Origin of the sequence: Jiangella muralis (assembly GCF_001270745.1) — a bacterium.
GTDB classification, from domain to species: Bacteria; Actinomycetota; Actinomycetes; order Jiangellales; family Jiangellaceae; genus Jiangella; species Jiangella muralis.
Genome location: NZ_KQ434751.1, coordinates 429,088 through 455,528, shown reverse-complemented (window position 1 = coordinate 455,528; position 26,441 = coordinate 429,088). Strand labels below are relative to the sequence as shown.

General features: G+C 72.7%; 26 protein-coding genes and 1 pseudogene. 18 read left to right on the top strand and 9 right to left on the bottom strand.

The genetic code is table 11. The features are described from left to right. Both ACW62_RS35000 and ACW62_RS02085 read right to left on the bottom strand, forming a co-directional pair. A pseudogene (locus tag ACW62_RS35000) lies at positions 1-326 on the bottom strand (DUF1116 domain-containing protein); the annotation flags it as partial. Next, complete coding sequence (locus ACW62_RS02085) at positions 323-1,192, bottom strand: oxamate carbamoyltransferase subunit AllH family protein (protein WP_053202401.1); 870 nt, start codon at positions 1,190-1,192, stop codon at positions 323-325. The gene ACW62_RS02085 and the pseudogene ACW62_RS35000, both read right to left, overlap by 4 nt. Positions 1,193-1,268: 76 nt before the next feature. Here ACW62_RS02085 and ACW62_RS02080 point away from each other — a divergent pair, with 76 nt between their 5' ends. Next, on the top strand, positions 1,269-2,981 hold the full coding sequence (locus tag ACW62_RS02080) for a PucR family transcriptional regulator (RefSeq protein WP_083459115.1): 1,713 nt from the start codon (positions 1,269-1,271) through the stop codon (positions 2,979-2,981). A 25-nt stretch (positions 2,982-3,006) separates the two neighbouring features. Here the strand turns inward: ACW62_RS02080 and ACW62_RS02075 are convergent, their stop codons facing one another. Genes ACW62_RS02075 through ACW62_RS02065 form a run of 3 tightly spaced genes read right to left on the bottom strand, consistent with a single transcriptional unit; the run spans position 3,007 to position 4,739 of the window. Continuing rightward, the gene (locus ACW62_RS02075) at positions 3,007-3,306 is read right to left on the bottom strand and encodes a YidH family protein (protein ID WP_157574291.1); all 300 of its coding nucleotides are present in this window, start codon (positions 3,304-3,306) and stop codon (positions 3,007-3,009) included. Positions 3,307-3,342: 36 nt separating this feature from the next. After that, positions 3,343-3,948, bottom strand: a complete 606-nt coding sequence (locus tag ACW62_RS02070; protein ID WP_053202399.1) for a hypothetical protein — start codon at positions 3,946-3,948, stop codon at positions 3,343-3,345. Positions 3,949-3,962: 14 nt separating this feature from the next. Beyond that, positions 3,963-4,739, bottom strand: coding sequence for a hypothetical protein (locus ACW62_RS02065; protein WP_053202398.1), 777 nt, complete (start codon positions 4,737-4,739; stop codon positions 3,963-3,965). 151 nt (positions 4,740-4,890) lie between these two features. On the opposite strand from ACW62_RS02065, the gene ACW62_RS02060 reads away from it, so the two are divergent. After that, entirely contained in the window at positions 4,891-5,883 is a 993-nt protein-coding gene (locus ACW62_RS02060; protein WP_205629078.1) for a MurR/RpiR family transcriptional regulator, read from the top strand. Between the two features lie 5 nt (positions 5,884-5,888). Here the strand turns inward: ACW62_RS02060 and ACW62_RS02055 are convergent, their stop codons facing one another. After that, complete coding sequence (locus ACW62_RS02055) at positions 5,889-6,836, bottom strand: RNA polymerase subunit sigma-70 (RefSeq protein WP_157574289.1); 948 nt, start codon at positions 6,834-6,836, stop codon at positions 5,889-5,891. 83 nt (positions 6,837-6,919) lie between these two features. Between ACW62_RS02055 and ACW62_RS02050 the strand changes: the two genes are divergently transcribed. Further along, positions 6,920-7,312, top strand: a complete 393-nt coding sequence (locus ACW62_RS02050; protein ID WP_053202397.1) for a nuclear transport factor 2 family protein — start codon at positions 6,920-6,922, stop codon at positions 7,310-7,312. Then, on the top strand, positions 7,290-7,715 hold the full coding sequence (locus ACW62_RS02045; RefSeq protein ID WP_053202396.1) for a PPOX class F420-dependent oxidoreductase: 426 nt from the start codon (positions 7,290-7,292) through the stop codon (positions 7,713-7,715). The genes ACW62_RS02050 and ACW62_RS02045 overlap by 23 nt, the downstream gene beginning before the upstream one ends. A gap of 12 nt (positions 7,716-7,727) precedes the next feature. Here the strand turns inward: ACW62_RS02045 and ACW62_RS02040 are convergent, their stop codons facing one another. Further along, positions 7,728-8,264 carry a GNAT family N-acetyltransferase gene (locus ACW62_RS02040; RefSeq protein ID WP_053202395.1) on the bottom strand — a complete coding sequence of 179 codons (537 nt, stop codon included), beginning with the start codon at positions 8,262-8,264 and terminating at the stop codon, positions 7,728-7,730. Between the two features lie 152 nt (positions 8,265-8,416). On the opposite strand from ACW62_RS02040, the gene ACW62_RS33715 reads away from it, so the two are divergent. From ACW62_RS33715 to ACW62_RS01975, 14 genes are all read left to right on the top strand, one after another. Further along, a complete protein-coding gene (locus tag ACW62_RS33715; RefSeq protein WP_157574287.1) occupies positions 8,417-8,569 on the top strand; it encodes a hypothetical protein in 153 nt (50 codons plus the stop codon). A gap of 209 nt (positions 8,570-8,778) precedes the next feature. Continuing rightward, entirely contained in the window at positions 8,779-9,399 is a 621-nt protein-coding gene (gene pyrR, locus ACW62_RS02035) for a bifunctional pyr operon transcriptional regulator/uracil phosphoribosyltransferase PyrR (RefSeq protein ID WP_053202394.1), read from the top strand. Then, entirely contained in the window at positions 9,396-10,340 is a 945-nt protein-coding gene (locus ACW62_RS02030; RefSeq protein WP_053202393.1) for an aspartate carbamoyltransferase catalytic subunit, read from the top strand. Before pyrR ends, ACW62_RS02030 begins: the two co-directional genes overlap by 4 nt. Further along, positions 10,337-11,644, top strand: coding sequence for a dihydroorotase (locus ACW62_RS02025; RefSeq protein ID WP_053202392.1), 1,308 nt, complete (start codon positions 10,337-10,339; stop codon positions 11,642-11,644). The genes ACW62_RS02030 and ACW62_RS02025 overlap by 4 nt, the downstream gene beginning before the upstream one ends. Then, positions 11,641-12,774 carry a glutamine-hydrolyzing carbamoyl-phosphate synthase small subunit gene (carA, locus tag ACW62_RS02020; protein WP_053202391.1) on the top strand — a complete coding sequence of 378 codons (1,134 nt, stop codon included), beginning with the start codon at positions 11,641-11,643 and terminating at the stop codon, positions 12,772-12,774. The genes ACW62_RS02025 and carA overlap by 4 nt, the downstream gene beginning before the upstream one ends. Further along, on the top strand, positions 12,774-16,061 hold the full coding sequence (gene carB / locus ACW62_RS02015; RefSeq protein WP_053202390.1) for a carbamoyl-phosphate synthase large subunit: 3,288 nt from the start codon (positions 12,774-12,776) through the stop codon (positions 16,059-16,061). The genes carA and carB overlap by 1 nt, the downstream gene beginning before the upstream one ends. After that, positions 16,058-17,134: a quinone-dependent dihydroorotate dehydrogenase gene (locus tag ACW62_RS02010; RefSeq protein WP_157574285.1), complete on the top strand. Its 1,077-nt coding sequence runs from the start codon at positions 16,058-16,060 to the stop codon at positions 17,132-17,134. The genes carB and ACW62_RS02010 overlap by 4 nt, the downstream gene beginning before the upstream one ends. Positions 17,135-17,369: 235 nt before the next feature. Next, on the top strand, positions 17,370-18,230 hold the full coding sequence (gene pyrF, locus ACW62_RS02005) for an orotidine-5'-phosphate decarboxylase (RefSeq protein WP_083459112.1): 861 nt from the start codon (positions 17,370-17,372) through the stop codon (positions 18,228-18,230). Positions 18,231-18,414: 184 nt separating this feature from the next. Further along, on the top strand, positions 18,415-18,729 hold the full coding sequence (mihF, locus tag ACW62_RS02000; protein WP_053202389.1) for an integration host factor, actinobacterial type: 315 nt from the start codon (positions 18,415-18,417) through the stop codon (positions 18,727-18,729). After that, positions 18,726-19,328 carry a guanylate kinase gene (gmk, locus tag ACW62_RS01995; protein ID WP_083459031.1) on the top strand — a complete coding sequence of 201 codons (603 nt, stop codon included), beginning with the start codon at positions 18,726-18,728 and terminating at the stop codon, positions 19,326-19,328. Before mihF ends, gmk begins: the two co-directional genes overlap by 4 nt. A gap of 2 nt (positions 19,329-19,330) precedes the next feature. Beyond that, positions 19,331-19,660: a DNA-directed RNA polymerase subunit omega gene (gene rpoZ, locus ACW62_RS01990; protein WP_053202581.1), complete on the top strand. Its 330-nt coding sequence runs from the start codon at positions 19,331-19,333 to the stop codon at positions 19,658-19,660. A gap of 16 nt (positions 19,661-19,676) precedes the next feature. Next, entirely contained in the window at positions 19,677-20,918 is a 1,242-nt protein-coding gene (gene coaBC / locus ACW62_RS01985) for a bifunctional phosphopantothenoylcysteine decarboxylase/phosphopantothenate--cysteine ligase CoaBC (protein WP_053202388.1), read from the top strand. 135 nt (positions 20,919-21,053) lie between these two features. Then, on the top strand, positions 21,054-22,244 hold the full coding sequence (gene metK, locus ACW62_RS01980; RefSeq protein ID WP_053202387.1) for a methionine adenosyltransferase: 1,191 nt from the start codon (positions 21,054-21,056) through the stop codon (positions 22,242-22,244). Between the two features lie 67 nt (positions 22,245-22,311). Beyond that, positions 22,312-24,336, top strand: coding sequence for a primosomal protein N' (locus tag ACW62_RS01975; protein ID WP_053202386.1), 2,025 nt, complete (start codon positions 22,312-22,314; stop codon positions 24,334-24,336). Between the two features lie 438 nt (positions 24,337-24,774). On the opposite strand, the gene ACW62_RS01970 is transcribed toward ACW62_RS01975, so the two are convergent. After that, a complete protein-coding gene (locus tag ACW62_RS01970; protein WP_053202385.1) occupies positions 24,775-25,452 on the bottom strand; it encodes an energy-coupling factor ABC transporter ATP-binding protein in 678 nt (225 codons plus the stop codon). 7 nt (positions 25,453-25,459) lie between these two features. Next, on the bottom strand, positions 25,460-26,356 hold the full coding sequence (gene ypfJ, locus ACW62_RS01965; RefSeq protein WP_053202384.1) for a KPN_02809 family neutral zinc metallopeptidase: 897 nt from the start codon (positions 26,354-26,356) through the stop codon (positions 25,460-25,462). Positions 26,357-26,441 lie beyond the last annotated feature (85 nt).

The window sequence follows — 26,441 nt, the reverse complement described above, 5'->3', positions numbered from 1 at the left end:
GCGGCCGAGCCGATGGTGCGCGGGGCCGGCGCGGCGCCGAAGCCGTCCTGGTCGCCGGACGGGCGCGCGGCCAGCGCCGCCTCCAACCGGCCCAGCGCCCGGCGCAGCGCGGCGTCGTCGTCCGCCGTCACACCGACGACGAGGTCGTTCGGGCTCGCGGCCGGGACGTCGAAGCCCATGCCGCCGAGGAGGTCGAGGTTGAGCTGCGTGGCCATCGCGACGAGCGCGCCGCCGACCCCGTCCTCACCCTGGACCGCCTGGCTGACCTGCATCAACGTGACTGAATCGTGGTAGGTGCCGGTGCGCACCTCGACGTGGTGGATCACCGTGCGGCCCCCGCGAGCGCCGTCAGCGCGACCCGGGCGCCCAGCTGCAGCGCAGCGCCGGACGTGTGCCCGACGGCGAGCAGCCGGCGCTCCGCGGTGCTTACCTCGCCGCGGGCGGAGCCGAGCGCGGCGAGGTAAGCGGTGAGCTGCGGGACGGCCAGCCCGCGGGCGGCGTAGGGGAGCAGGCCGGCGGAGACGGCGGTCGTGCGGTGCAGCGGCCCGGCGGCCTCGACGGCGGCGGCCAGCCGCGCGGCGGCGCGCGACTCGACGGCGGCGGCGACCACCAGCGCGCCGGCCAGGACGTCGTCACCGGCCGGGGTCAGGCCGGGGCCGAGCCCCAGCAGCCCGACCGCGGCGTCGGCCAGCTCGTCGTCGTCGCCGCACAGCAGCGCCAGGCCGAGCCGCCCTGCGGCCGCGACGACGGCGCCGTCCAGCCCGGGATGGTCGTCCTGCCCGGCGGTGCGGCGGCGGGCCAGCGCGACGTCGGGGACGACGGCCGGCGGCACTCGCCACCAGCGGCCCACGGTGACGACCGCGCCGTCGTCGTCGCCGATGCGCAGCTCGCCCTCGCCCACCAGCGCGCGTTCGCCGGACCGCAGCCCGGACACCGGCCACGGCGTGACCACCGCGCACGGCAGCCGCACGGCGGCCGGGCCGGTGAGACACAGCAGCACCGGCCCGGCGCCGTGGTCGACCAGGACGGCGGTCATGGTGCGGGTAGCGGCCACGACTTCCCCGGCGAGCCGTGGACCTCCCACGAGAGCGGCGACGGCGGTGCTCGCGGCGCCCGGCAGGACCTGCCGGGACGCGTCGCCCGGCCACGGCCGGGTGGCCCGGATCCCGGTCGGGACCGTCGGTGCCGGCACTCGCGACCTCCGTTCCGTCCAAGATCACCTGAACTGGGACTGCCACGAACGTAGCCGGGACGGCTACCGTCATCGCATGGGCAAACTTGCCAACGATCCGGCCCAGGGTTCGCCGGAGTTGCCAGCGGGCGGCGGCAGGTTGCCGCTCCGCGCCGTGGCCGGGCTGACGGTGCGCAAGGCGATGGAGATCCCCGCGCTGGCCGGTGCGCGGCTGCTCGCGGGCGAGAGCGGCCTCGACCGCGTCGTCCAGCGCGCCAACATCATGGAGGTCCCGGACATCCTGCCGTGGGTGAAGCCGCACGAGCTGCTGCTCACCACCGGATATCCGCTGCGCAACACCCCGCAGGGGCTGCCCGGCCTCGTCACCGAGCTGGACGCGCGCGGGCTGGCCGCGCTCGGCGTCAAGCTGCACCGCTACCTCGACGCGCTGCCCGACGAGATGATCCACGAGGCCGACCGGCTCGGCCTGCCGCTGCTGCTCCTGCCCGACGCCATCGGGTTCGACGACATCCTCAACCAGGTGCTCACCGGCGTGCTGAACAAGCAGGCCGCGGCGCTGGAGCGGTCGTGGGAGGTGCACCACGCGCTGCTGTCGGTCGTGCTGGCGGGCGGCGGGCTGACCGAGGTGGTCACGAAGACGTCGGCGGTGCTCGGCGTGCCGGTCATGGTGACGACGGCGGACGGGCGCATCCTCGCCGAGGGCGGCAACGTCGACGACCTCGCGCCGTGGCGGCACACGCCGTGCTTCGACACGTCCGGCCGGTTCCGCACCGAGTACGAGCCCGGCGGCGTCCACTCGCACGTCGACGTGCCCGGCTGGCACGCCGTCGTTCCGATCGTGGCCGGGCGGGTCGACCACGGGCGCATCGTCGCGTTCGCCCGGCACCGTGCCCTCGACGACGCCGACGTCAACGTGCTGGAACGGGCCGCCACGGTGGCCGCGCTCGCGGTGAACAAGCAGCTCGCCGTCACCGCCGTCGAGAGCAAGTACCGCGGCGACTTCCTCCGCGACGTGCTGTCCGGCCGGGCCGGCGACCGGGAGCGCATCGTGGCGCACTGCGAGTCGCTCGGCTGGGAGGTCGGCCGCGACCTCGTCGTCGTCGTGGCCGAACTGGACCCCGAGGCCGGGCCGGCCGCGTCGTCGGGGCTGCAGCTGCGGCCCGTGCAGGAGCGGTTCACCGTCGCCTGGCAGTCGGTCGTGGGGCGGCGCGACCCGCGGGCCGCCGTCGTCGGGTTCGCGCAGGAGGTGGTCGCGCTGCTGCCGGTCGGCCCGCGGCCCGACCCCGAACCGGTCGTCCGCGACGTCGTCCGGCAGGTCTCGGGCGACGGCGGTGGCGGCCGGCGCTCCTTCTCCACCGGCGTCAGCCGCGTCGTCGACGACCCGTCCAAGCTGCCCGTCGGGTACGAGCAGGCCCGCCGCGCCGTCGACGTCGGGCGGCAGATGAACGGCCGCGGCTCGCTCGCCCACTTCGACAGCCTGGGCTCGTTCCGGCTGCTCAGCCAGATCGAGGACCGCGACGAGCTGCGCGGGTTCGTCCGCGAGACCCTGCACGGCCTCGCCGCCGAGGACGACCCCGAGATGGAAGACCTGCGGCACACCCTCAAGGTGCTGCTCGACACCAACCTCAACGTCGCCGAGGCTGCCCGGCAGCTGCATTTCCACTACAACACGCTGCGGTACCGCATCTCCAAGCTGGAGCGCATGCTCGGCCCGTTCACCACCGACCCCGAGCTGCGGCTCGACTTGGCGTTGGCGCTCAAGGTGCTGCAGATGCGCGGCCTCGGCTGATGGCCGTGGTCATCGACGCGGCCGGCTACGAGTTGTCTACGTGCGCCAGGTGGCGCGCTCGGGCCCACTGTCGGCGTGCGACGACCAGGCACCACACGCCGGCGACGGCGCACAGTGCGACGAAGATCCAGGGGAAGCCGTCGTCCTCGTTGAACCCGCGCCAGTTGTCCCTGTAGTTCCCCACCTGGGCGACCCACCAGGCGAACCAGGTGAGCCCGGCTCCGCCCCACGCGATGAGGGCGAAGCTCACCCACATCCAGGCCAGGCGCCGCGCCTTGGCGGGATCGCCCTGGTCCGACCACCGATCGGTCTCATGGCCGGTCAACGGTTCCTCCACGGCGGCGACGACAACGACAGCTTGTCAAGGAGTGGTGCCTTCCCAGTTGCCTGTGACGTCCAGGCTCTCGTCGACCTGCACGATGAGTTCTGGCGTGACCACGTCCGGGGCGCCGGACAGCTGGATCAGGGACGGGATCCCGTTGTCGTCGCTGACTGCCCAGACCACGCCCGTGTACTGCTGGCCGCCGGACTCGTAGGTGTACGAGGTGTTGGCCCGATCTTCGCCGGAGCGAAGAGTGGTGACCGGCGCATGGTCGTCGTCGGTCGCGCCCGTACCCTCGACCTGGCTGACGAACCAGTCGATGGCGTCGTGAGCGGCCATCGCGGCACCGCCGGGCATGAACCCGATCCGGCCCGCCACCCCGCCGCTGCTGTCGGAGAGCTGGTAGACGTAGGACCAGCCGTCGACGTCGCCCATCGACTGCCAGTCGGCCGGGACCTGGGCGGTCAGGTGTTCGGCGGTGACCGTCTGCAGCTCGGCGCCCGTGCTATCCGCATCAGGCGACGCCGCGGTCTCGGACTCTCCGCCGACCGGCTCGAGCTCGCCGGCCTCGAACGAGCAGGCCGCGAGCACCGGCGCAAGGATCAAGGCCGCGACCGCGGCCAGGATGGAAGGGTGGACACGCATGTGATCTTCCCTCCCTACTTCTCGAACATCCGGGCGCCGAACCAGTCGAGACGCGGGCGCCAGCCGTTGTTCCGCAGGACGGTGAAGACCGGTACCTTCGCGTCGGCCGGCTTGATCATGACGACCCCTTCCCACGAGGTGCGGGGTCCGTCCGGACCGGTCACTGTGACCTGGCCGTCGGCGCCCTCGACGAAGGTCGCTGACGTGCCACCGGAGGTCTTGCCCTTCTTCCACGTCCAGTTGCCGTAGGCCACCGCCCCCAGAGGTCCGGCCGCCGCGCGGACGGCCGCCGTCCCCGAGTGTTCGACGAACCTGTAGCGCGCGCTGGACGGGTCAAGGCCGACCTCCATGCGCCACGCGTACGCCTGCGACCCACGCACGAAGAGGGTCCGCCAGCGCATCTCCTCGTGCTTCCACCGCACCTCGACCCGGAGCCCGTCGGGGCTCTGCGAGGCATCGATCTCGTACGGCAGGCCGTCGCTGTTCATCCCCACCAGCGCCGCGACCACGTCCTCCACCGGCGCCGGGTCGTCGGCGCCGCGGACCGGGCGGTCGGGCACCTGGGCGCGATCCCGGTCGGCGAGCGCGCGGCGGCCGCGCCTCACCGTCAGGAGACCACGCCACGCCACCGCCAGCGACGCGACGACGATGAGGGCGATGCCGAGCACCACCTGGTCGTCGAGAATCGCCAGAACGCCACCGGCGAGCAGGGCGGATCCCACGACGAAGACCACGCGGCGGCTGATCACCGCGAACCGCTGGTCCCGCGAGCGACCCTGCTGGCCGCTCATCGGTCCGTCAGTTCGCGGGAGGTCGTGCTCGGGTAGGTGCGTGTGCTCATGTTCCTGTCCAGTCACTCGCGGTCATCGTTCCAGTCGCCGGGACGAGCTTACGTAAACAGCTTTCCGCCGTCATATCCAGACTGAAAATACTTGCCGCATCGTGCGTCTGCCACGCCGGTTAGGATGTGCACCACGCCGGATGAGAGTGACGACCTCGGTCGTCGGCGCGCAGCACGCGCGACCGGCCGGGGAGGCGGAGCGATTGGCACACGATGTGGTGGCGGCCCTGCGTGGGACCCTTCCGGGGCTTCCGCCGTCGGAGCGCCGCATCGCCGAACACGTGATCGCGCATCCGGCGGCGGTCGTCGACCAGACCATCACCGAGCTCGCGGCCAGTTGCTCGACGTCCATCGCCAGCGTCGTGCGGTTCTGCCGCCATGTCGGATTCGCGGGTTACCGGGAGTTCCGGCGCGCGCTGGCCTCGTCGGTGGGCCGGGACGAGGTGTCACTCAGCCGGTTCGGGGTGTCCGACAGCGACATCGATCCCGGTGACTCGGCCCGCGACGTCATCGCGAAGCTCGCCTTCCACGAGGCCCGCTCGATCGAAGCGACAGCCGAGGGACTGGACGCTGACGAGCTCGACCGCATCGTCGAGGCAGTCGTCGCCGCGCCGCGCATCGACGTCTACGGCGTCGCCTCCAGTGGGCTGGCCGCGACCGATCTCCAACACAAGCTGCACCGCATCGGGTTGACGTCCTACTACTGGAGCGACGTGCACCTGGCGCTGATGAGCGCCTCCGTCCTCGAGCCCGGCTGTATCGCGATCGGCTTCTCCCATTCCGGCCTCACGGTGGAGATCGCCGAGTTCCTCGCTGCTGCTCGCCGGGCCGGCGCCACCACGGCACTGGTCACGAACTTCCGGAACTCACCGATGCGGGAGAACGCCGACCACATGCTGACGACGAGTACGAGCGAGACGGCCTACCGGCCGGGGAACATGTCGAGCCGCATCGCTCAGCTCGCCGTCGTGGACTTCCTCTTCGTGCGGATCGCCCAGCGGCTCTATCGGAGCTCGGAACCAGAGTTGCAGGCCACCTACGACGCCGTGCAGCCTCATCGACTCGACAAGGGCCGGCCGCGGTCCGCCGGTTGACGCCGTCAGCCGAACGCTCTGGGCAGGCCGAACCACGGGTACAGGGTGTCGTCCATGAACCGGGTGACGGCGGCGATCCGGTCGCCGTCGAGGGTGAGGACGACGAGGCCGGCGGGCGCACCGTCGAGGTAGAGGCCGAACGCCGGTTGGCCGTTCGCCCGGGTCGGCCGCTGCGTGTACCGGCGGCCGGCCCGCCAGCCGGCGCTCGCATGCAGGAACCCGGCGACGGCGGCCGCGCCGACGTACTGGTGCGGCGCCGGCGGCATCGCCAGCCACGCGTCGTCGGTGAGCAGCGCGATCACCGCCTCGACGTCGTCGGCGACGAACGCCGCGGCGAACCGCTCGGTGAGGTCGCGTTCCTCCTGGGAGCCGGCCGGCGGCGGCTGGGTCGTGCGGGCGCGCAGCGTCGACCGGGCCCGCTGCAGCGTCCCCTTCACCGCCGTCGCCGACGTGTCCAGCAGCTCCGCCGCCTCCGCGAGCGGTAGGCCGAGCACGTCGCACAGCACCAGCGCGGCCGTCTGCCGCGGCGGCAGCTGCTGCAGCGCCTCGACGAAGGCCAGCTCGACCTGCTCGCGGCGCAGGTACGCCGACTCGGGCAGCAGCGCGTCCGGGTACGGCTGCAGCCACGGGACCTCGTTGTGCCGGGTCGGCTCCGGCGCGTCGAACGGCGGGACCGGCGCGAGCGGCGGCCGTCGTCCGGCGTCGCGGATCGCGTTGAGGCAGCGGCGCGTCGCGATGCGGTACAGCCAGCCGCGCACCGACGCCCGTCCCTCGAACTCCGGCAGCCCGCGCCACGCCGCCAGCAGCGTCTCCTGCACCGCGTCCTCGGCGTCGGGGAGCCGGCCGAGCAGGCGGTAGCAGTGCAGCCGCAGCTCGCGCTGGAACGGGTCGACGAGCCGGGCGAACGCGTCCTGATCGCCGGCTCGCGCGCGGGTCAGCAGCGCCGAGGTCACCGTCCGATCGTCGCACGACCGTTCCGATCCGGGGCGTGCCGGTGTCTGTACCTCGTGAAGGACCCATCGAGAGAGGATCGATCATGACTCGTGCCGCCTTGGACGTCGCGCTCGCCTACCACCACGCGTGGGCCGGCGGCGACCTGGACGCCGCGCTGCGCTACATCGCCGACGACGTCGTCTGCGAGGCCCCGCCCGGCCGTCTGGAGGGCGTGGACGCCTACCGGGCGTTCCTGGAGCCGTACGTGTCGCAGCTGGTCAGTGCCACACTGATCGCCGCGTTCGGCGACGACGACACCGCCCTCGTCATGTACGACTCGGTCACCCAGCTGGTCGCCCAGGCGCCCGGCGCCGAATGCGTCCGCGTCGACGGCGGCCGCATCGTGCACAGCTGGTTCATCTTCGACCGCGCGCCGTTCATGGCCGCCCGCGCGGCCGTGGTTGGATCGGGGGATGCCGAAGGCACCGCTTCCTGACGACGTCAGTGCGTTCCTCGCCGGGCCCCATCCGGCCGTGATGGCGACCATCGGGCCGGGCGGCCCGGTCAGCGTCGCCACCTGGTACCTGTGGGACGGCGGGCGCGTGCTGGTCAACCTCGACGAGTCGCGGAAGCGGCTGGAGCACCTGCGGGCCGACCCGCGGGTCAGCCTCACCGTCCTCGCCGACGGCGACTGGTACACCCACGTCAGCGTCCAGGGCCGCGTCGTCGACCGCTACGACGACGCGGACCTGGCCGACATCGACCGGCTGGCGCGCCACTACACCGGCTCGCCGTACCGCCGCCGCGACCGCGGCCGCGTCAGCGTCTGGATCGACGTCGACCGCTGGCACGGCTGGGGCCGCCTCGAGAACACCGACGTCGACCACCACCGCCGCTGAGTCCGGCCGGCCTCAGCGCAGGCCGACGGCGTCGTGGCGCCAGAAGATCTCCGAGTAGACGAGCGTGCCGGTCATCGCCTGGTCGTAGCCGCTGAGCCGCCGGACCTGGAACGCGGCGTCGGGGATGCGCAGCGACGGCTTACGGAAGCCGAGCGGCTCGCCGGGCTCGAACCCGAACCGCGGGTAGTACCCCGGCGAGCCCTCCAGGAACACGAGCGGGGCGCCCTGCTCGTCGGCCAGTTCGAGGCCGCGCGTGATCAGTGCCGTGCCGACGCCGCTTCGCTGGTGCGCCGGCAGCACCCCGACCGGGCTGAGCACCAGCACGTCCACCAGCCGCTCCGGTGCGTCGAGGATGCTGCGGGTGAACAGCACGTGCCCGACGACCTTGTCGTTCTCGACGGCGACCAGCGAGAGGCCGCTCGTGGGGGAGAGCAGGCCGCGCAGGTCGCGGGTGAGCGTCGCGACGTGCTCGCCGTCGTCGCCGAACGCCTGCCGGTGCACGTCGTGCACGGCGTCATGGTCGGCGGCTTCCTCGGGGCGCAGTTCCATGCCGGTCACCGTAGGCGGCCGCCCGCCGGGACCGCACCGGATTTTCTGCGGCGCCGATCGGCCGAAAAGTTGCCGCGTCGCTGTCACATTCGGCCTCCTGGATTGACCCATAGAAGGTGAGCGGCTGTCCGGCCGCGGGAGGAGGAGACGGCATGGCCATCGATCGCCGCGAGCACGAGCTGTGGGAGGCCGACGACATGGACAGCGACTCGGGCGGCGACCCCGAGCGCGACGACAGCCACCTACCGACCGAGGACGTCGTCGACGAGTTGCGCGAGGCACGACTGGAAGGGCGTGATGAGTGAACGATTCCGACAATTGAATACCGAACGGCGGAGCCGAACTCTCGTGTGTGCCGAGCGTTCGCCGACGTCACCGGTGGCCGCGCCGAGCATGTGACGGGGCCGACAGCGCGGCGTGGGCGGATGCGCCCGGGGCCGCTGATACGCTCGCAGGTGAATCCGACGTCCTTTAAGTCCCGTCCCGTGAGGCGGGGAAGGGGGTCCTGCGACGCATGTCTCGCGACCTATCTGGCGCGCGTGAAGTGCTCGACGGCGACGATGTCGCTCGGGCGCTGACGCGGATCGCTCACGAGGTGGTCGAGCGCAACAAGGGCGCTGCCGACCTCGTTCTGCTCGGCATCCCCAAACGCGGCGTACCGCTGGCGTATCGGCTGGCCGATCGCATCTCCGCGGTCGAGGGCACCGAGGTCCCGGTCGGGGCGCTCGACGTCACGATGTACCGCGACGACCTGAGGCTGCGGCCGGCTCGGGCGCTCGAACGCACCGACATCCCGCCCGGCGGGGTCGACGACCGCATCGTGGTGCTGGTCGACGACGTGCTGTTCTCGGGGCGGACCATCCGGGCCGCACTGACGGCACTGGAGGACATCGGGCGGCCGCGCGCCGTCCGGCTGGTCGTCCTCGTCGACCGTGGGCACCGGCAGCTGCCGATCCGCGCCGACCACGTCGGCAAGAACATCCCGACGTCGCTGGCCGAGAGCGTGAAGGTCCGGCTCACCGAGACCGACGGCCACGACGACGTCGTCCTCGGGAGATCGGCCGACGAACAGGCCGCCACCGAACAGGCCGGCGCCGAACCGGCCGGCACCGCACAGGGGGAGGTGCAGCGATGATCCGTCACCTGTTGTCGGCCGGTGACCTGTCGCTGGAGGACGCGACACTGGTGCTGGACACCGCGGACGAGATGGCCCGGCTGACCGAGGGGCGCGCGGTGAAGAAGCTGCCGACGCTGCGGGGCCGGACCGTGGTGAACCTGTTCTTCGAGGACTCCACCCGCACCCGCACGTCGTTCGAGCTGGCGGCGAAGCGGCTGTCCGCCGACGTCGTGAACTTCTCGGCGAAGGGGTCGAGCCTGTCGAAGGGCGAGAGCCTGAAGGACACGGCGCTGACGCTCGAGGCGATGGGCGCCGACGGGGTCGTCGTGCGGCACTCGGCCAGCGGCGCGCCGTACCGGCTGGCGACGTCGGGGTGGATCAACGCGTGCGTGGTCAACGCCGGCGACGGCACGCACGAGCACCCGACACAGGCGCTGCTGGACGCGTTCACGATGCGCCGCCACCTGGGCGAACTGGCGGGCAGGCGGATCGTGATCGTCGGCGACGTGCTGCACAGCCGGGTCGCGCGCAGCAACGTCCTGCTGCTGGCGACGCTCGGGGCGAAGGTGACGCTGGTGGCGCCGCCGACGCTGCTGCCCAACGGCATCGAGCACTGGCCGTGCGACACCAGCCTCCACCTCGACGACGCGCTGGGCGGGGCCGACGCGGTCATGATGCTGCGGGTCCAGAGCGAACGCATGAACGACGCCTTCTTCCCGTCCGCGCGCGAGTACAGCCGCCGCTACGGCCTCGACTCCCGGCGCCAGGCGCTGATGCCGCCCGACGCGCTGGTGCTGCACCCGGGCCCGATGAATCGCGGCATGGAGATCACCGCGGAGGTCGCCGACAGCGCCCGCTCGGTCATCGTCGAGCAGGTCACGAACGGCGTCTACGTGCGCATGGCCGTCCTGTACCTGATGCTGGCCGGCACCAACCCGAACACGGAGGAGGCGGCGTGAACCCGATCCTGATCCAGAACGCCCGCGTCCTCGGCGGCGACCCGCAGGACCTGCTGATCCGCGACGGCGTCATCGTCGCCCTCGGCGCCGGCGCGGCCCCGGAGGCGGGCGAGAACGCGACGACGGTCGACGCGACCGGGCTGATCGTGCTGCCGGGCCTGGTCGACCTGCACACGCACCTGCGCGAACCCGGCCGGGAGGACGCCGAGACGGTCGAGACGGGGACGCGGGCGGCGGCCAGGGGCGGGTTCACCGCCGTCCACGCCATGGCGAACACCGACCCGGTCGCCGACACCGCGGGCGTCGTCGAGCAGGTGTGGCGGCTGGGCCGCGAGGCCGGGCACGCCGACGTGCGGCCGGTCGGCGCCGTCACCGTCGGCCTGAAGGGCGAGCGGCTGGCCGAACTGGGCGCGATGGCCGAGTCCGCGGCCGGGGTCCGGGTCTTCTCCGACGACGGCATCTGCGTGCACGACGCCATGCTGATGCGCCGCGCGCTGGAGTACGTGAAGGCGTTCGACGGGGTCATCGCGCAGCACGCGCAGGAGCCGCGGCTGACCGAGGGCGCGCAGATGAACGAGGGCGAGCTGTCCGGCCGGCTGGGCCTGCGCGGCTGGCCGAACGTCGCCGAGGAGGCCATCGTCGCGCGGGACGTGCTGCTGGCGGCGCACGTCGGCTCGCGCGTGCACATCTGCCACCTGTCGACGAAGGGGTCGGTCGAGATCGTCCGACTGGCGAAGGAGCGCGGCCTGCCGGTGACGACCGAGGTGACGCCGCACCACCTGCTGCTGACGGACGAGCTGGTGGCCGGCTACGACCCGCGCTACAAGGTCAACCCGCCGCTGCGCTCCGCCGAGGACGTCGCGGCGCTGCGGGAGGCGCTGGCCGACGGCACCATCGACATCGTCGCGACCGATCACGCGCCGCACCCGGTCGAGGCCAAGGACTGCGAGTGGGACGCGGCCGCGTTCGGCATGCTGGGGCTGGAGACGGCGCTGTCGGTGGTCCAGCACACCATGGTCGACACCGGGCTGCTCGACTGGGCCGGGGTCGCCGACCGCCTGTCGTTCGCGCCGGCCCGCATCGGCCGCTGCGACACCGGCGACCAGCCGCACGGCCGTCCCATCGCCGCGGGCGAGCCGGCCAACCTCACCCTCGTCGACCCGAGCACCATCACCACGGTCGACCCGTCGGCATCGGCGTCGCTGTCGCGGAACACGCCCTACGAGGGCATGAAGCTGCCGGGTACCGTCGTCGCGACGTTCCTGCGCGGCCGGCCCACGCACACCACAGGGGGAACCGCATGACGACGAACGCACCGGCGCTGCTCGTCCTCGAGGACGGCCGGACGTTCCGCGGCCGCTCGTACGGCGCGCCCGGCGAGACGTTCGGCGAGGCCGTCTTCTCGACCGGCATGACCGGCTACCAGGAGACCCTGACCGACCCGTCGTACCACCGCCAGGTCGTCGTGCAGACGGCGCCGCACATCGGCAACACCGGGGTCAACGACGACGACCCCGAGTCCGGGCGCATCTGGGTGGCCGGCTACGTCGTCCGCGACCCCGCCCGCCGCGCGTCGTCCTGGCGCAGCGTGCGCAGCCTCGACGACGAGCTGGCCGCCCAGGGCGTCGTCGGTATCAGCGGCGTCGACACCCGCGCGCTCACCCGGCACCTGCGCGAACGCGGCGCCATGCGGGTCGGCATCTCCACCGTCGAGACCGACGCCGACGCGCTGCGGCAACGCGTCCTGGACAGCCCGGAGATGCTCGGCGCCGACCTCGCCGCCGAGGTCAGCACCACCGAGCCGTATGTCGTCCCGGCCGGCGGCGAGCGCCGGTTCACCGTCGTCGCCCTCGACCTCGGCATCAAGACCATGACGCCGCGGCGCATGGCCGAGCGGGGCATCGAGACGCACGTGCTCCCGGCGACGGCGACCATCGACGACGTCCTCGCGCACGAGCCGGACGGCCTGTTCCTGTCCAACGGCCCGGGCGACCCGGCGACGGCCGACGGCCCGATGCGCGTCGTCCAGCAGGCCCTGGAGCGCGACCTGCCGTTCTTCGGCATCTGCTTCGGCAACCAGGTGTTCGGCCGCGCGCTCGGCTTCGGCACCTACAAGCTCGGCTACGGCCACCGCGGCATCAACCAGCCGGTCCAGGACCGCGGCACCGGCAAGGTCGAGGTGACGGCGCACAACCACGGCTTCGCGGTCGACGCACCCCGCGACGCCGTCACCGAGACACGCTACGGAAGGGCCGAGGTGAGCCACGTCTGCCTCAACGACGACGTCGTCGAGGGCCTGGCGCTGCGCGACGAGACCGGCCGGCTGAAGGGCTTCTCCGTCCAGTACCACCCGGAGGCCGCGGCCGGCCCGCACGACGCCGCCTACCTGTTCGACCGGTTCACCGAGGTCATGGCAACGAAGAAGGAGGTCTGATGCCCAGGCGCACGGACATCGACAGCGTCCTGGTCATCGGGTCCGGTCCGATCGTGATCGGGCAGGCGTGTGAGTTCGACTATTCGGGGACGCAGGCGTGCCGGGTACTGCGGGCCGAGGGCCTGCGGGTCATTCTGGTGAACAGTAACCCGGCGACGATCATGACCGATCCGGACATCGCCGACGCCACCTATGTCGAGCCCATCACGCCGGAGTTCGTCGAGAAGGTCATCGCGCTGGAGCGGCCGGACGCGCTGCTGGCGACACTGGGCGGGCAGACGGCGCTGAACACGGCCATGGCGCTGCACGCCGGTGGGGTCCTGGAGCGGTTCGGGGTCGAGCTGATCGGGGCGTCCATCGACGCGATCGAGCGGGGCGAGAACCGCGAGTCGTTCAAGAAGATCGTCGAGGAGGTCGGCGGCGAGACCGCGCGGTCGGAGATCTGCCACTCGATGGACGACTGCCTGGCCGCGGTCCGGAACCTCGGTTACCCGGTTGTGGTGCGGCCGTCGTTCACCATGGGCGGCGCCGGTTCGGGGATGGCGTTCGACGAGGACGACCTGCGCCGCATCGCCGGCGCGGGGCTGGACGCGTCGCCGACCACCGAGGTGCTGCTGGAGGAGTCGATCCTCGGGTGGAAGGAGTACGAGCTCGAGGTCATGCGCGACGGCGCGGACAACGTGGTGATCGTCTGCTCGATCGAGAACGTCGACCCGATGGGGGTGCACACGGGCGACTCCGTCACGGTCGCGCCGGCGCTGACGTTGACCGACCGTGAGTACCAGGTGATGCGCGACCAGGCGATCGAGATCATCCGGGCGGTCGGCGTCGACACCGGGGGCTGCAACATCCAGTTCGCGGTCGACCCCGCCGACGGCCGGCTCATCGTCATCGAGATGAACCCGCGGGTGTCGCGTTCGTCCGCGCTGGCGTCCAAGGCGACGGGGTTCCCGATCGCGAAGATCGCGGCGAAGGTCGCGCTCGGTTACACGCTGGACGAGATCCCGAACGACATCACTGGGGAGACGCCGGCGTCGTTCGAGCCGACGCTGGACTACGTCGTCGTGAAGGCGCCGCGGTTCGCGTTCGAGAAGTTCCCGGCCGCCGACTCCACGCTGACCACGCACATGAAGAGCGTCGGCGAGGCGATGGCGATCGGCCGCAACTTCACCGAGGCGCTGCAGAAGGCGCTGCGGTCGCTGGAGAAGTCCGACGGCGCGCTCGACTTCGCGACGCCGCCGGGCGACAAGGCCGAGCTGACCGAGCAGGTGAAGCGCCCCTACGACGGGCGGCTGCGCGACGTCGTCGACGCCCTGCGCGCCGGCGCCACCGTCGACGAGCTGTATGAGGCGACCCGTATCGACCCGTGGTTCCTCGACCAGTTGCTGCTGCTCACCGAGGTCGCCGACGACGTCCGCGATGCGGCGGAGCTGACCCCGGACCTGCTGCGCGAGGCGAAGCGGCACGGGTTCTCCGACGTGCAGCTGGCGGCGCTGCGCGGCATCTCCGCCGAGGTCGTCCGCGGGGTTCGGCACGCGCTGGGCATCCGGCCGGTGTTCAAGACCGTCGACACCTGCGCCGCCGAGTTCGCCGCGAAGACGCCGTACCACTACTCGTCCTACGACGAGGAGACCGAGGTCGGGCCGCGCGACAAGCCGGCCGTCATCATCCTGGGCTCCGGCCCGAACCGCATCGGGCAGGGCATCGAGTTCGACTACTCCTGCGTGCACGCCGCCATGGCGCTGCACGAGGCCGGCTACGAGACCGTCATGGTCAACTGCAACCCCGAGACGGTGTCGACCGACTACGACACCTCCGACCGGCTCTACTTCGAGCCGCTGACGCTGGAGGACGTGCTCGAGGTCGTCCACGCCGAGCGGCAGGCCGGGCCGGTCGCCGGCGTCATCGTGCAGCTCGGCGGGCAGACTCCGCTCGGGCTGGCCGCGGCGCTGGCCGAGGCCGGCGTCCCGATCGTGGGCACGTCCCCGGCCGCGATCGACCTCGCCGAGGACCGCGGATCGTTCGGCCGGGTGCTGGGCGAGGCCGGGCTGCCCGCGCCGAAGCACGGCACCGCCAGTTCGTTCGCCGAGGCCCGCGACATCGCGCACACCATCGGCTACCCGGTGCTGGTGCGGCCGTCGTACGTGCTGGGCGGGCGCGGCATGGAGATCGTCTACGACGACGACACGCTGGCCGACTACATCGGCCGCGCCACCCAGGCGTCGCCCGAGCACCCCGTGCTGGTCGACCGGTTCCTCGACGACGCGGTCGAGATCGACGTCGACGCCCTGTTCGACGGCGACGAGCTCTACCTCGGCGGCGTCATGGAGCACATCGAAGAGGCCGGCATCCACTCCGGCGACTCCGCGTGCGCGCTCCCGCCGATCACCCTCGGCCGCGACGAGCTGGCCCGCATCAAGACCTCGACCGAGGCCATCGCCCGCGGCGTCGGCGTGCGCGGCCTGCTCAACGTGCAGTACGCGCTGGCCGGCGACGTCCTCTACGTCCTCGAGGCCAACCCGCGCGCGTCACGGACGGTGCCGTTCGTGTCCAAGGCCACCGGCGTCCCGCTCGCGAAGGCCGCCGCCCGGGTGATGCTCGGCGCCACCATCGCCGACCTGCGCGCCGAGGGCCTGCTGCCGGCCGAGGGCGACGCCGTCGACCTGCCCCCCGACGCGCCCGCCGCGGTCAAGGAGGCGGTGATGCCGTTCAACCGGTTCCGCACCCCCGACGGCCGCACCGTCGACACCCTGCTCGGCCCGGAGATGCGCTCCACCGGCGAGGTCATGGGCATCGACGAGCAGTTCGGCACCGCGTTCGCCAAATCCCAGGCCGCCGCGTTCGGCGCGCTGCCCACGTCGGGCACGGTGTTCGTGTCGCTGGCCAACCGCGACAAGCGGCACATGATCTTCCCGGTCAAGCGGCTGGCCGACCTCGGCTTCACCATCCTGGCCACCGCCGGGACCGCCGAGGTGCTGCGCCGCAACGGCGTCGAGGCCGAGGTCGTCCGCAAACGCTGGGTCGGCCACGAACCCGACGGCACCCCGACCATCATCGGACGCATCCTCGCCGGCGACGTCGACCTCATCATCAACACCCCCAGCGGCACCACCACCGGCGGCAGCCCCCGCGCCGACGGCTACGAGATCCGCCGCGCCGCCATCCAGGGCAACATCCCCTGCATCACGACGACGCAGGGCCTCGCCGCCGCCGTCCAGGGCATCGAGTCGCTGCGCGCGGAGTCGGTGGGGGTCCGGTCGCTGCAGTCCTGGGCCGACCGGTCGTGACGGCATACGACCAGCTGTTCCGCCGGGTGCTGTCCCGGCTGGACGCCGAGACCGCGCACCGCGGGGCGTTCGCGGCCATGCGGGTGGCCGCCCGGGTGCCGGGGCTGGCGGCGTACGGACGGCGTCGGCTCGGCCCGCCCGCCGGGTCGCCCGCGGGCGTCGAGGCGTTCGGGCTGCACTTCCCGGGACCGCTCGGCCTGGCCGCCGGGTTCGACAAGAACGCCGTCGGCATCGACGCCCTGGCCGCGCTCGGCTTCGCGTTCGTCGAGGTGGGGACGGTCACCGGGCGGCCGCAGCCGGGCAACCCGAAGCCGCGGCTGCACCGGCTGGTCGCCGACCGCGCCGTCGTCAACCGCATGGGCTTCAACAACGACGGCGCCGCCGTGGTGGCCGCCCGGCTGGCCCGGCGACGGCGGCGCCGCGGCGCGCTGCCGGTCGTCGTCGGCGTCAACATCGGCAAGTCGAAGGTCGTGCCGGAGGCCGAGGCGATCGGCGACTACGAGGCCAGCACCCGGCTGCTCGCCCCGTACGCCGACTACCTGGTGGTCAACGTCAGCTCGCCGAACACGCCCGGCCTGCGCGACCTCCAGGCGGTCGAGAAGCTGCGGCCGCTGCTCGCCGCCGTCCGGTCGCAGGCCGACGCCGTCACGTCGCGCCGGGTGCCGCTGCTGGTGAAGATCGCCCCCGACCTCGGCGACGACGACGTCCTGGCGGTCGCGAAGCTGGCGCTCGAGCTGGAGCTGGACGGCATCATCGCGACGAACACCACCATCGGCCGCGACGGGCTGCGCTCCACGCCCATCGCCGTCGACCGGGCCGGCGCCGGCGGGCTGTCCGGCGCGCCGCTCGCGGACCGGTCGCTGGCCGTGCTGCGGCTGCTGCACGGCGCCGTGGGGGACCGGCTGACGCTGGTCGCCGCCGGCGGCATCGGCACCGCCGCCGACGCGCACGAGCGGCTGCGCGCCGGCGCCACGCTGGTCCAGGCGTACACGGCGTTCATCTACGGCGGGCCGTTCTGGCCGGCCCGCGTCCAGCGTGAGCTGGCGCAGCTGATCGCCGAGGCCGACCAATGACCCCCGCCCCGTTCGCCACCGGATCATCGTCGCGGAACGATCAGGTGACGAAACGACGCCGAGCGCGCGTTCTACGTCACCTGATCATCTCCAGCATGTGGACACGAAACGATCAGGTGACAAAGGTGCCGGGTTCCGGGCCGGTTGGTCACCTGATCAACCGCCGTCCACATACTGGAGATGATCAGGTGACCAACCCGTGTCGACCGGCGCCTGGATCAAGGAGGAGACAACGGTGACGGAGACGTTCGGGCGGCGGCTGCACGCCGCGATGGCCGCCCGCGGGCCGTTCTGCGCGGGCATCGACCCGCATCCCGGCCTGCTCACCGCGTGGGGCCTGACCGACGACGTCGCCGGGCTGGAGCGGTTCACCCGCACGGCGGTCGAGGCGCTGGGCGAGACGGTCGCTCTGCTGAAGCCGCAGTCGGCGTTCTTCGAGCGGCACGGCTCCCGCGGCGTCGCCGTGCTGGAACGGGTCATCGCCGATGCGAGGGCGGCGGGCGCGCTGGTGCTGCTGGACGTCAAGCGCGGCGACATCGGCTCGACGATGCAGGCCTACGCCGACGCCTACTGCGACCCCTCGTCACCGCTGTGCGCCGACGCCGTCACCGTGTCGCCGTACCTGGGCTTCGAGTCGCTGCGCCCGGTGCTCGACACCGCCGCGGCGCACGGCAACGGCGTGTTCGTGCTGGCTCTGACGTCGAACCCGGAGGGCGCGGAGGTCCAGCACGCCACGACCGCCGACGGGCGCACCGTCGCCGGGACGATGCTGGCGCACGTCCGCGCCGCCAACGCCGCCGCGCTGGCCGCCGGCGACCCGCTGGGCTCCGTGGGCGTCGTCGTCGGGGCCACGACCGGCGGCACCGGCGAGGACCTCGCCGTCGGCGGCCCGCTGCTGGCGCCCGGCATCGGGGCCCAGGGAGCCACCGTCGCGGACCTCGCGACCGTGTTCGGGGCCGCCCTCCCGCAGGTGATTCCGTCCGCGTCGAGGGAGATCCTGGGCGCCGGACCGGCACCTGACGCACTCCGCGCGGCCGCGGTCCGCACCATCGAGGACGTCCGTGACCTGCTGTTTCGTGCCTCCACCCGGGCCTGACCGGCGCAAATCCGCGGACTTCCAGCGCGACACGCGGGGGACCTCGTACCGTGGATTCGTCCGGACAGGTACGGTGGATTGCGTTGCTGACCTGGTGCTTCACTCGCTAGGTTCCTGAAACAAGGTTGCCGGAAGCGGTGGCCGGACCCACATCCACACACGACACAACAGAGGTGACCCGCTCGTGGCGCTCCCTAATCTGACTCCCGAACAGCGCGCGGCCGCTCTCGAGAAGGCTGCCGAAGCTCGCCGGGAGCGTGCGGAGGTCAAGAACCGCCTGAAGAACGCCGGAGCCCGTCTTGGCGACGTGCTCAAGGAAGGCGCGAACAATGAGGTCATCGGCAAGATGAAGGTCTCTGCCCTCCTCGAGTCGATGCCCGGCGTGGGCAAGGTCCGCGCCAAGCAGATCATGGAGGAGATCGGTATCGCCGAGACCCGTCGCGTGCGCGGTCTGGGTGCCAACCAGTCGGCGGCGCTGATCGAGCGTTTCGGCGGTTGAGCCTGCACACGTCCCATCCGCGGTCGGCCCCGCGGGTCATCGTCCTGTCGGGGCCGACGGCGGTCGGAAAGACGACCGTCGTCAAGAAACTGCGCGCCGCCCATCCGGAGTTGTGGATCTCCGTGTCCACGACCACCCGGCCGGCGCGGCCGCGCGAGATCGACGGTGAGCATTACCACTTCGTCGACGACCCCACGTTCGACAAGATGATCGAGCAGGGCGAGTTCCTCGAGTGGGCGGTCGTGCACAAGCGCGCCAGGTACGGCACGCCGCGCGGCCCGATGGAACGTGCGCTGGCCAACGGCGACTCCGTGCTGCTGGAGATCGACCTGCAGGGCGCCCGCCAGGTCAGGGAGACCATCCCCGACGCGCTGTTCGTGTTCCTCGCACCGCCGAGCTGGGACGAACTGGTCCGCCGGCTCGTCGGCCGGGGCACCGAGACGGAGGCCGAGCGCGAACGCCGGCTGGCCACCGCTCGCGAGGAACTGGCCGCGGAAGCCGAGTTCGACGTCACGCTGGTGAACACCGATGTCGAGACGGTTTGCGAAGAGTTGGTAGCCTTGATGCGTACACCCCACTTGACAAGCCCGGAGGCATGAACGTGGCCGGAACCCAAGGCGTAGCCGAGGGCATCACCTTCCCCCCCATCGACGACCTGCTGGCCAAGACCGACTCCAAGTACGGGCTGGTCATCTACGCGGCCAAGCGGGCGCGGCAGATCAACGCCTACTACTCGCAGCTGGGTGAGGGCCTGCTCGAGTACGTCGGGCCGCTGGTCGAGACGCACGTGCAGGAGAAGCCGCTGTCCATCGCGCTGCGCGAGATCGACGCGGGGCTGCTGACGGCCGAGCACATCGACCCCAACGACATCGACGCCGAGCTGCCGGCCACGCCGAAGGCACAGGCGGCCGACACCGCCGAGCAGAGCTGACGGCCGGTCGCGGCTGATGGCCGAGATCGTCCTCGGCGTCGGCGGCGGCATCGCCGCCTACAAGGTCGCCGAGCTGCTGCGCCGGCTCACCGAGTCCGGCCACGGCGTCACCGTCGTACCCACCAGGTCGGCCCTCCGCTTCGTCGGAGAGCCGACCTGGGCCGCGTTGTCGGGCCGCCCGGTGCGCACCGAAGTGTTCGAGGACGTGCACGAGGTCCCGCACGTGCGCATCGGCCGGCACGCCGACCTCGTCGTGGTCGCGCCGGCCACGGCCGACCTGATGGCGAAGGCCGCGGCCGGGCTGGCCGACGACCTGCTGACGTCCACCCTGCTCACGGCGCGCGGTCCGGTGGTGTTCGTGCCGGCCATGCACACCGAGATGTGGGAGCACCCGGCCACCGTCGCCAACGTCGAGACGCTGCGCCGGCGCGGCGCGCTGGTGGTCGAGCCCGCCGTCGGGCGGCTCACCGGCGCCGATACCGGCAAGGGCCGGCTGCCCGAGCCCGCCGACATCTTCGCGTACGTGTCCGACGTGCTGACCCGCGGCGCCGCCGGACCCGGAGGCGGCCCTGACACGGGTCCCGACGCCGGACCCGACCTCGCCGGCCGGCACGTCGTCGTCTCCGCCGGCGGCACCCGCGAGCACCTCGACCCGGTCCGGTTCCTCGGCAACCGCTCGTCCGGCCGGCAGGGCTACGCGCTGGCCCGGGCCGCGGCGGCCCGCGGGGCGCGGGTCACGCTGGTGGCGGCGAACGTCGCCCTGCCCGACCCCGCCGGCGTCGACCTCGTCCGGGTCGGTTCGGCGGCGCAGCTGTACGACGCCATGGTCGAGGCCGCGGCCGGCGCCGACGCCGTCGTCATGGCCGCCGCCGTCGCCGACTTCCGGCCGGCCACCTATGCCGACAGCAAGATCAAGAAGACCGACGACGGGTCGTCGCCGGTCATCGAGCTGGAGCGGACGACGGACATCCTGGCGTACCTCGCCGCGCACCGGCCCGACCCGAAGCAGGTCGTCGTCGGGTTCGCCGCCGAGACCGGCGACGCGTCCGGCAGCGTGCTCGACCACGGCCGGGCGAAACTCGCCTCCAAGGGCTGCGATCTGCTGGTGGTGAACGAGGTGGGCGCCGATCGCGGGTTCGAGTCCGAGGACAACGCCGCGGTGGTGCTGGGTGCTGACGGCAGCTCCGTCACCGTCGAGAGCGGCCCCAAGTCGGCTCTCGCGCACGTCGTCTGGGACCTCGTACGGGCCCGGCTCTGACCGCCAGGTGAATCCGCCGCGTCTCAGGATGCGGCCGAAAACTGTCCACTGAGTGGACCTCCGCGCCCGGGCGCGGACACATTACCCTACAGTTGGGCTGCTCGGACGGTAGTCCGTGTCAAGAGGGGGCTTGCGTTGTCTCTACGTCTGTTCACATCCGAATCCGTCACCGAAGGTCATCCAGACAAGATCTGCGACCAGATCAGTGACGCCGTGCTCGACGCGCTGCTGAAGGACGACCCGAACAGCCGCGTCGCGGTCGAATCGATGGTCACCACCGGGCTGGTCCATGTGGCCGGCGAGGTGACCACCCGCGGCTACGCCGACATCCCGGGCATCGTGCGCGAGACCATCCTGGGCATCGGGTACGACTCGTCGACCAAGGGCTTCGACGGCTACTCCTGCGGCGTGTCGGTCTCCATCGGCTCGCAGTCGCCGGACATCGCGCAGGGTGTGGACTCCGCGTACGAGCATCGCGTCGAGGGCGACCTCGACCCGCTGGACCTGCAGGGGGCGGGCGACCAGGGGCTGATGTTCGGCTACGCCAGCGACGAGACGCCCGAGCTGATGCCGCTGCCGATCATCGTCGCGCACCGGCTGGCGCAGCGGCTGGCCGAGGTGCGCCGGTCCGGCGCCGTGCCGTACCTGCGTCCCGACGGCAAGACCCAGGTCACCATCGAATACGACGGCGACCGCCCGGTCCGCCTTGACACCGTCGTCGTGTCGACGCAGCACGCGTCCAACATCGACCTCGAGCAGCTGCTCACGCCCGACATCGCCCACCAGGTCGTCAAGCCGGTGGTCGAGGCGTTCGAGCTGGACGAGCACGACTTCCGGCTGCTGGTGAACCCGACCGGCCGGTTCGAGATCGGTGGCCCGATGGGCGACGCCGGCCTCACCGGGCGGAAGATCATCATCGACACCTACGGCGGCATGGCCCGCCACGGCGGCGGCGCGTTCAGCGGCAAGGACCCGTCGAAGGTCGACCGCTCCGGCGCCTACGCCATGCGGTGGGTGGCGAAGAACGTCGTCGCGGCCGGGCTGGCCCGCCGCTGCGAGGTGCAGGTCGCCTACGCCATCGGCAAGGCCGAGCCGGTCGGGCTGTTCCTGGAGAGCTTCGGCACCGAGACGGTCCCGGTCGAGCGCATCGAGAAGGCCGTCAGCGAGGTCTTCGACCTGCGGCCGGCGGCCATCATCCGCGACCTCGACCTCAAGCGGCCCATCTACGCGCAGTCGGCGGCCTACGGGCATTTCGGCCGAGAGCTGCCCGACTTCACCTGGGAGCGCACCGACCGCGTCGAGGCGTTGCAGGCGGCCGCGGGCTGAGCGGCCGCGGCCGGATCGTCCTGTGGACAACCGCGAGCCGGGTCCGCCGGTGGGGTAGAACGGGTCTGTGAGCGCATCCGACCCGGCCGCCGAGGCCGATCAGCTGGCGCTGGTCGCCGCGCCCGGCCGGCGCCGGTTCCGCACCCGCGAGCCCGAGCCGGTCGCCGGCGAGCGGCCGGTGGCGGCCGTGCTGGTCGACGTCGGGCTGCCGCACCTGGACCGGCCGTTCGACTACCTCGTGCCCGCCTCGATGGACGGCGACGCCGTCGTGGGCGCGCGGGTGTCGGTGCGGTTCGCCGGCACCGATCACGACGGCTTCGTGGTCGCTCGCAAGGACTCCAGCGACCACGACGGCAGGCTGGCCCGGCTGCGCCGCGTCGTGTCGGCGGAGCCGGTGCTGGCGCCCGAGATCGTCGCGCTGGCTCGCGCCGTCGCCGACCGCTACGCCGGCACCGTCTCCGACGTCCTGCGGCTGGCCGTCCCGCCCCGGCACGCCACGGCCGAGAAGGCCGCGTCGCCGGAGCCGGCGGCCGCGCCGGAACGCCCCGAGCCCGGCGGCTGGGCCGAGCACGTCGACGGCGTCGCGCTGCTCGACGCGCTGGCCGTTGGGGGAGCGCCGCGCGCCGTCTGGACCCCCGGCCCGGCGGCCGACTGGCCCGATCTCGTGGCCCGGCTGGTGGCCACGACGCTGTCCGCCGGACGGGGCGCGCTGGTGGTGCTGCCCGACGGCCGCGACCTCGAGCTGGCGTCGGCCGCGCTGACGGCGCTGCTGGGCGCGGGCAGCCATGTGGAGCTGGCCGCCGATGCCGGGCCGTCGACGCGGTACAAGCGCTGGCTGGCGGTGCGCCGTGGGGCCGTGCGGGCCGTCGTCGGCACCCGGTCGGCGATGTTCGCGCCGGTGCACGACCTCGGCCTGGTGGTCGTCTGGGACGACGGCGACGACCTGCACGCCGAGCCGCGTGCGCCGTACCCGCACGCGCGCGAGGTGCTGCTGCTGCGCGCGTTCCAGGCCGGCGCGGCCGCCGTCGTCGGCGGGTTCGCCCGCACCGCCGAGGCCGAGCAACTGGTGGCGACCGGCTGGGCGCGCCCGGTGACGCCGTCACGGCCGGCCGTGCGGACCGCGGCGCCGCGGATCCATTCCAGCGGCGACGACTACGAGCAGGCCCGCGACGAAGCCGCCCGTACGGCCCGGCTGCCGTCGCTGGCGTGGCGCACGGCGCGCGCCGGGCTGGGCCGCGGGCCGGTCCTGGTGCAGGTGCCGCGGGCCGGGTACCTGCCCGGCGTCGCCTGCGGCCGCTGTCGTACGCCCGCGCGCTGCACGGCCTGCTCCGGGCCGCTGGTACTCGGGCAGGCCGACCGGCCGCCGCGGTGCGCGTGGTGCGCCACGTCGTACCCGTCGTGGCAGTGCGGGGAGTGCGGGAACGGTGCGCTGCGGGCGACCGTCGTCGGGGTGCGGCGGACGGCGGAGGAGCTGGGCCGGGCGTTCCCGGGCGTGCCGGTGCTGCTGTCGCGCGGCGACGCCGTCCGCTCCTCGGTCGAGGCGGAGCCGGCGCTGGTGGTCGCGACCCCGGGCGCCGAGCCGGTCGCGTCCGGGGGATATGCGGCGGCGCTGCTGCTGGACGGGACGGCGCTGCTGGCCCGCACCGGCCTGCGGGCCGCCGAGGAGGCGCTGCGGCGCTGGCTGCGGGCCGCCGCGCTGGTCCGTCCCGGCACCATGGGCGGCGAGATCGTCGTCGTCGCCGACCCCGGCGCGCCGGCCGTCCAGGCACTCGTGCGCTGGGACCCGGCCGGGTTCGCCGGGCGCGAGCTGGCCGAACGGGCCGCGCTGCACCTGCCGCCGGCCGCCCGCGTCGCCGAGCTCACCGGCGCACCCGCCGACGTCGACGACCTGCTCATGCACCTCGACCTCCCCGACGGCGCCGAGGTGATCGGCCCGGTCCCGGTCGACGACGGCGCGCGGGCGATGATCCGGGTGCCCCGTGCGGTGGGGACGGCGCTGGCGGCGGCGCTGCGGTCGGCGGCCGGCATCCGCTCCGCCCGGCGCACCGGCGGATCGGTGCGGGTCCGCGTCGACCCCGTCGACTTCGGCTAAGCCCGCGTTGTTGGGACGGGGGAATCCGGCGGTCGGGCGCGTGACTGGCGTCCTGGTCTGGTGTTGCGTCCTGGTCTGCCGTCACGCTTTCCGGCCCGGATCGGGCGATCCGCGCAACGTGGGACCAGGACGTGACGTGAGACCAGGACGTGCCCCTGGCTCGGCCTTGTGATGTGCGGGTTACTGCTGCTCCAGCGGTAGCAACTCGTACATGACGGCGCGGCCGGGCCACCACGGGCGCACGGCAGACTGGGCTCGTCCGGGTTGTGCCCGGTCTTTCCCCGTCCTCCTGATAGTTGCCCGTTCTTGGCCGCGGTCGGGCGGGTCAAGCGGATCCTCGATGGCGCGAAGCGCCCCTATGGTCCGCTTGAGGCGCGCGGTCGCGGCTAAGAGAATGGGCAGCAGGAGGACGGCCCACTGTGCACCCCCGGCGAACGGTCAGCCCGCAGACACCAACTCCTTGTAGAACTCGACCGCCGTACCTGGCAGCCCGTCGAACACCAGACGGCCGTCGTCGAACACCAGGACACGGTCCATGGCCAGCGCGGCGTCGAGATCGTGCGTGACGAGGATCACCCGCTGCGGCAGTTCGCTCAGCAGCGTCAGCACGCGGCGGGTGTTGCGCAGGTCGAGCAGCGTCGTCGGCTCGTCGCACACGAGCACCTTCGGCTCCGTCACCAGCACCGAGCAGAGCGCCAGCAGCTGCTTCTGCCCGCCCGACAGCAGGTGCGCCGGGTGGTCGGCGTGCCCGGCCAGCCCGAACGATTCCAGCGCCTCCGCCACCCGCCCCGCCACCGCGGCCGCCGGGAGGTCACGCAGCCCGAACGCGACGTCCTCGGCCACCGTCGGCATCAGGATCTGCGCGTCGGGGTCGGTGAAGACGAACCCGACCGACCGCCGCACCTGCGCACCCGACCGGCCCCGCGTCGACAGCCCGTCCACCGTCACCGACCCCGACGTCGGCAGCACCAGGCCGTTGAGCAGCCGCGCGAACGTCGACTTGCCGGACCCGTTCGCCCCGATGACGCCGACCCGCTGCTCCGTCAGGGTGACGGTGACGTCGCGCAGCACCACCCGGTCGCCGTACCGATGCGTGACGGCGTCGACCTGGATCACCGGGACATCACAGCGAGGAAGCGCCGAAGGTGTCGCAGGCCGCGATGTCGCCGGTCTCGAAGCCGGTGGTGAACCAGCGCTGCCGCTGGTCGCTGGAGCCGTGCGTCCACGACTCCGGCGTGACGGTGCCCTGGAACCGCTCCTGGATGTAGTCGTCGCCGACGGTCTGGGCGGCGGCCAGCGCGTCGGCGATGTCCTGGTTCGTCAGCTCGGTGATCAGCGGCTGGCCGGTCTCGTCGTCGGCGGTGGTGGCGGCGCGCGCCCACATGCCGGCGTAGCAGTCGGCCTGCAGTTCCAGCCGGACGGCGTCGGACGTGGGCCCGGACTGGGTGCGCACCCGCTGCATCTGGCCGGTGAGGTTCTGCACGTGGTGACCGTACTCGTGGGCCAGCACGTACGCCTCGGCGAACTGGCCGCTCGGCCCGCCGTACGTGGTGCGCAACTGGTCGAAGAAGCCGAGGTCGAGGTAGACCTTCTGGTCGCCGGGGCAGTAGAACGGCCCCACCTGCGACGACGCGGTGCCGCACCGGGTGGTGACCGAGGAGGTGAAGAACGTCGTGGTGGCCGGCGTGTACCGCTCGCCGGCCGCGGCGAAGTAGTCCTCCCAGAACGCCTGCGTCGAGTTGACGTACAGCACGAACCGGCAGTCGGGGTTCTCGTCGATGTCGGAGACCACCTGGCACTCGCGCTCCAGTTCGCCCTCCGAGCCCGGCGCCGCCTCCACCGCGGGCGACTCGGAGCCGCCGAGGAGGTCGGCCGGGTTCGTGCCGGTCAGCAGCGCGAGCAACGTGAGGATGACCACCCCGATGCCCCCACCTGCCGCCGCCGTGCGACCGGCCGGGCGCCGGCCACGCTGGTCGGACACCTGGGAAGGATCCAGGCGTGCTCGCCGGTTGAACTTCATGGCCGATTCATCTCCCGCGTAGACTGCACACCATGATGCCCGTGGCGGACTGATCGTGCTGGACCGATCGCCCACCCATTCCGAG

Coding starts and splice junctions, on each gene's coding strand:
- carA (WP_053202391.1), top strand. CDS start 11,641: ATGACGACGAACGCACCGGCGCTGCTCGTCCTCGAGGACGGCCGGACG.
- ACW62_RS02065 (WP_053202398.1), bottom strand. CDS start 4,739: ATGAGCGGCCAGCAGGGTCGCTCGCGGGACCAGCGGTTCGCGGTGATC.
- ACW62_RS02070 (WP_053202399.1), bottom strand. CDS start 3,948: ATGCGTGTCCACCCTTCCATCCTGGCCGCGGTCGCGGCCTTGATCCTT.
- ACW62_RS02080 (WP_083459115.1), top strand. CDS start 1,269: ATGGGCAAACTTGCCAACGATCCGGCCCAGGGTTCGCCGGAGTTGCCA.
- ypfJ (WP_053202384.1), bottom strand. CDS start 26,356: ATGAAGTTCAACCGGCGAGCACGCCTGGATCCTTCCCAGGTGTCCGAC.
- ACW62_RS02045 (WP_053202396.1), top strand. CDS start 7,290: ATGCCGAAGGCACCGCTTCCTGACGACGTCAGTGCGTTCCTCGCCGGG.
- ACW62_RS02050 (WP_053202397.1), top strand. CDS start 6,920: ATGACTCGTGCCGCCTTGGACGTCGCGCTCGCCTACCACCACGCGTGG.
- ACW62_RS02040 (WP_053202395.1), bottom strand. CDS start 8,264: ATGGAACTGCGCCCCGAGGAAGCCGCCGACCATGACGCCGTGCACGAC.
- coaBC (WP_053202388.1), top strand. CDS start 19,677: ATGGCCGAGATCGTCCTCGGCGTCGGCGGCGGCATCGCCGCCTACAAG.
- carB (WP_053202390.1), top strand. CDS start 12,774: ATGCCCAGGCGCACGGACATCGACAGCGTCCTGGTCATCGGGTCCGGT.
- ACW62_RS02030 (WP_053202393.1), top strand. CDS start 9,396: ATGATCCGTCACCTGTTGTCGGCCGGTGACCTGTCGCTGGAGGACGCG.
- ACW62_RS33715 (WP_157574287.1), top strand. CDS start 8,417: ATGGCCATCGATCGCCGCGAGCACGAGCTGTGGGAGGCCGACGACATG.
- pyrR (WP_053202394.1), top strand. CDS start 8,779: ATGTCTCGCGACCTATCTGGCGCGCGTGAAGTGCTCGACGGCGACGAT.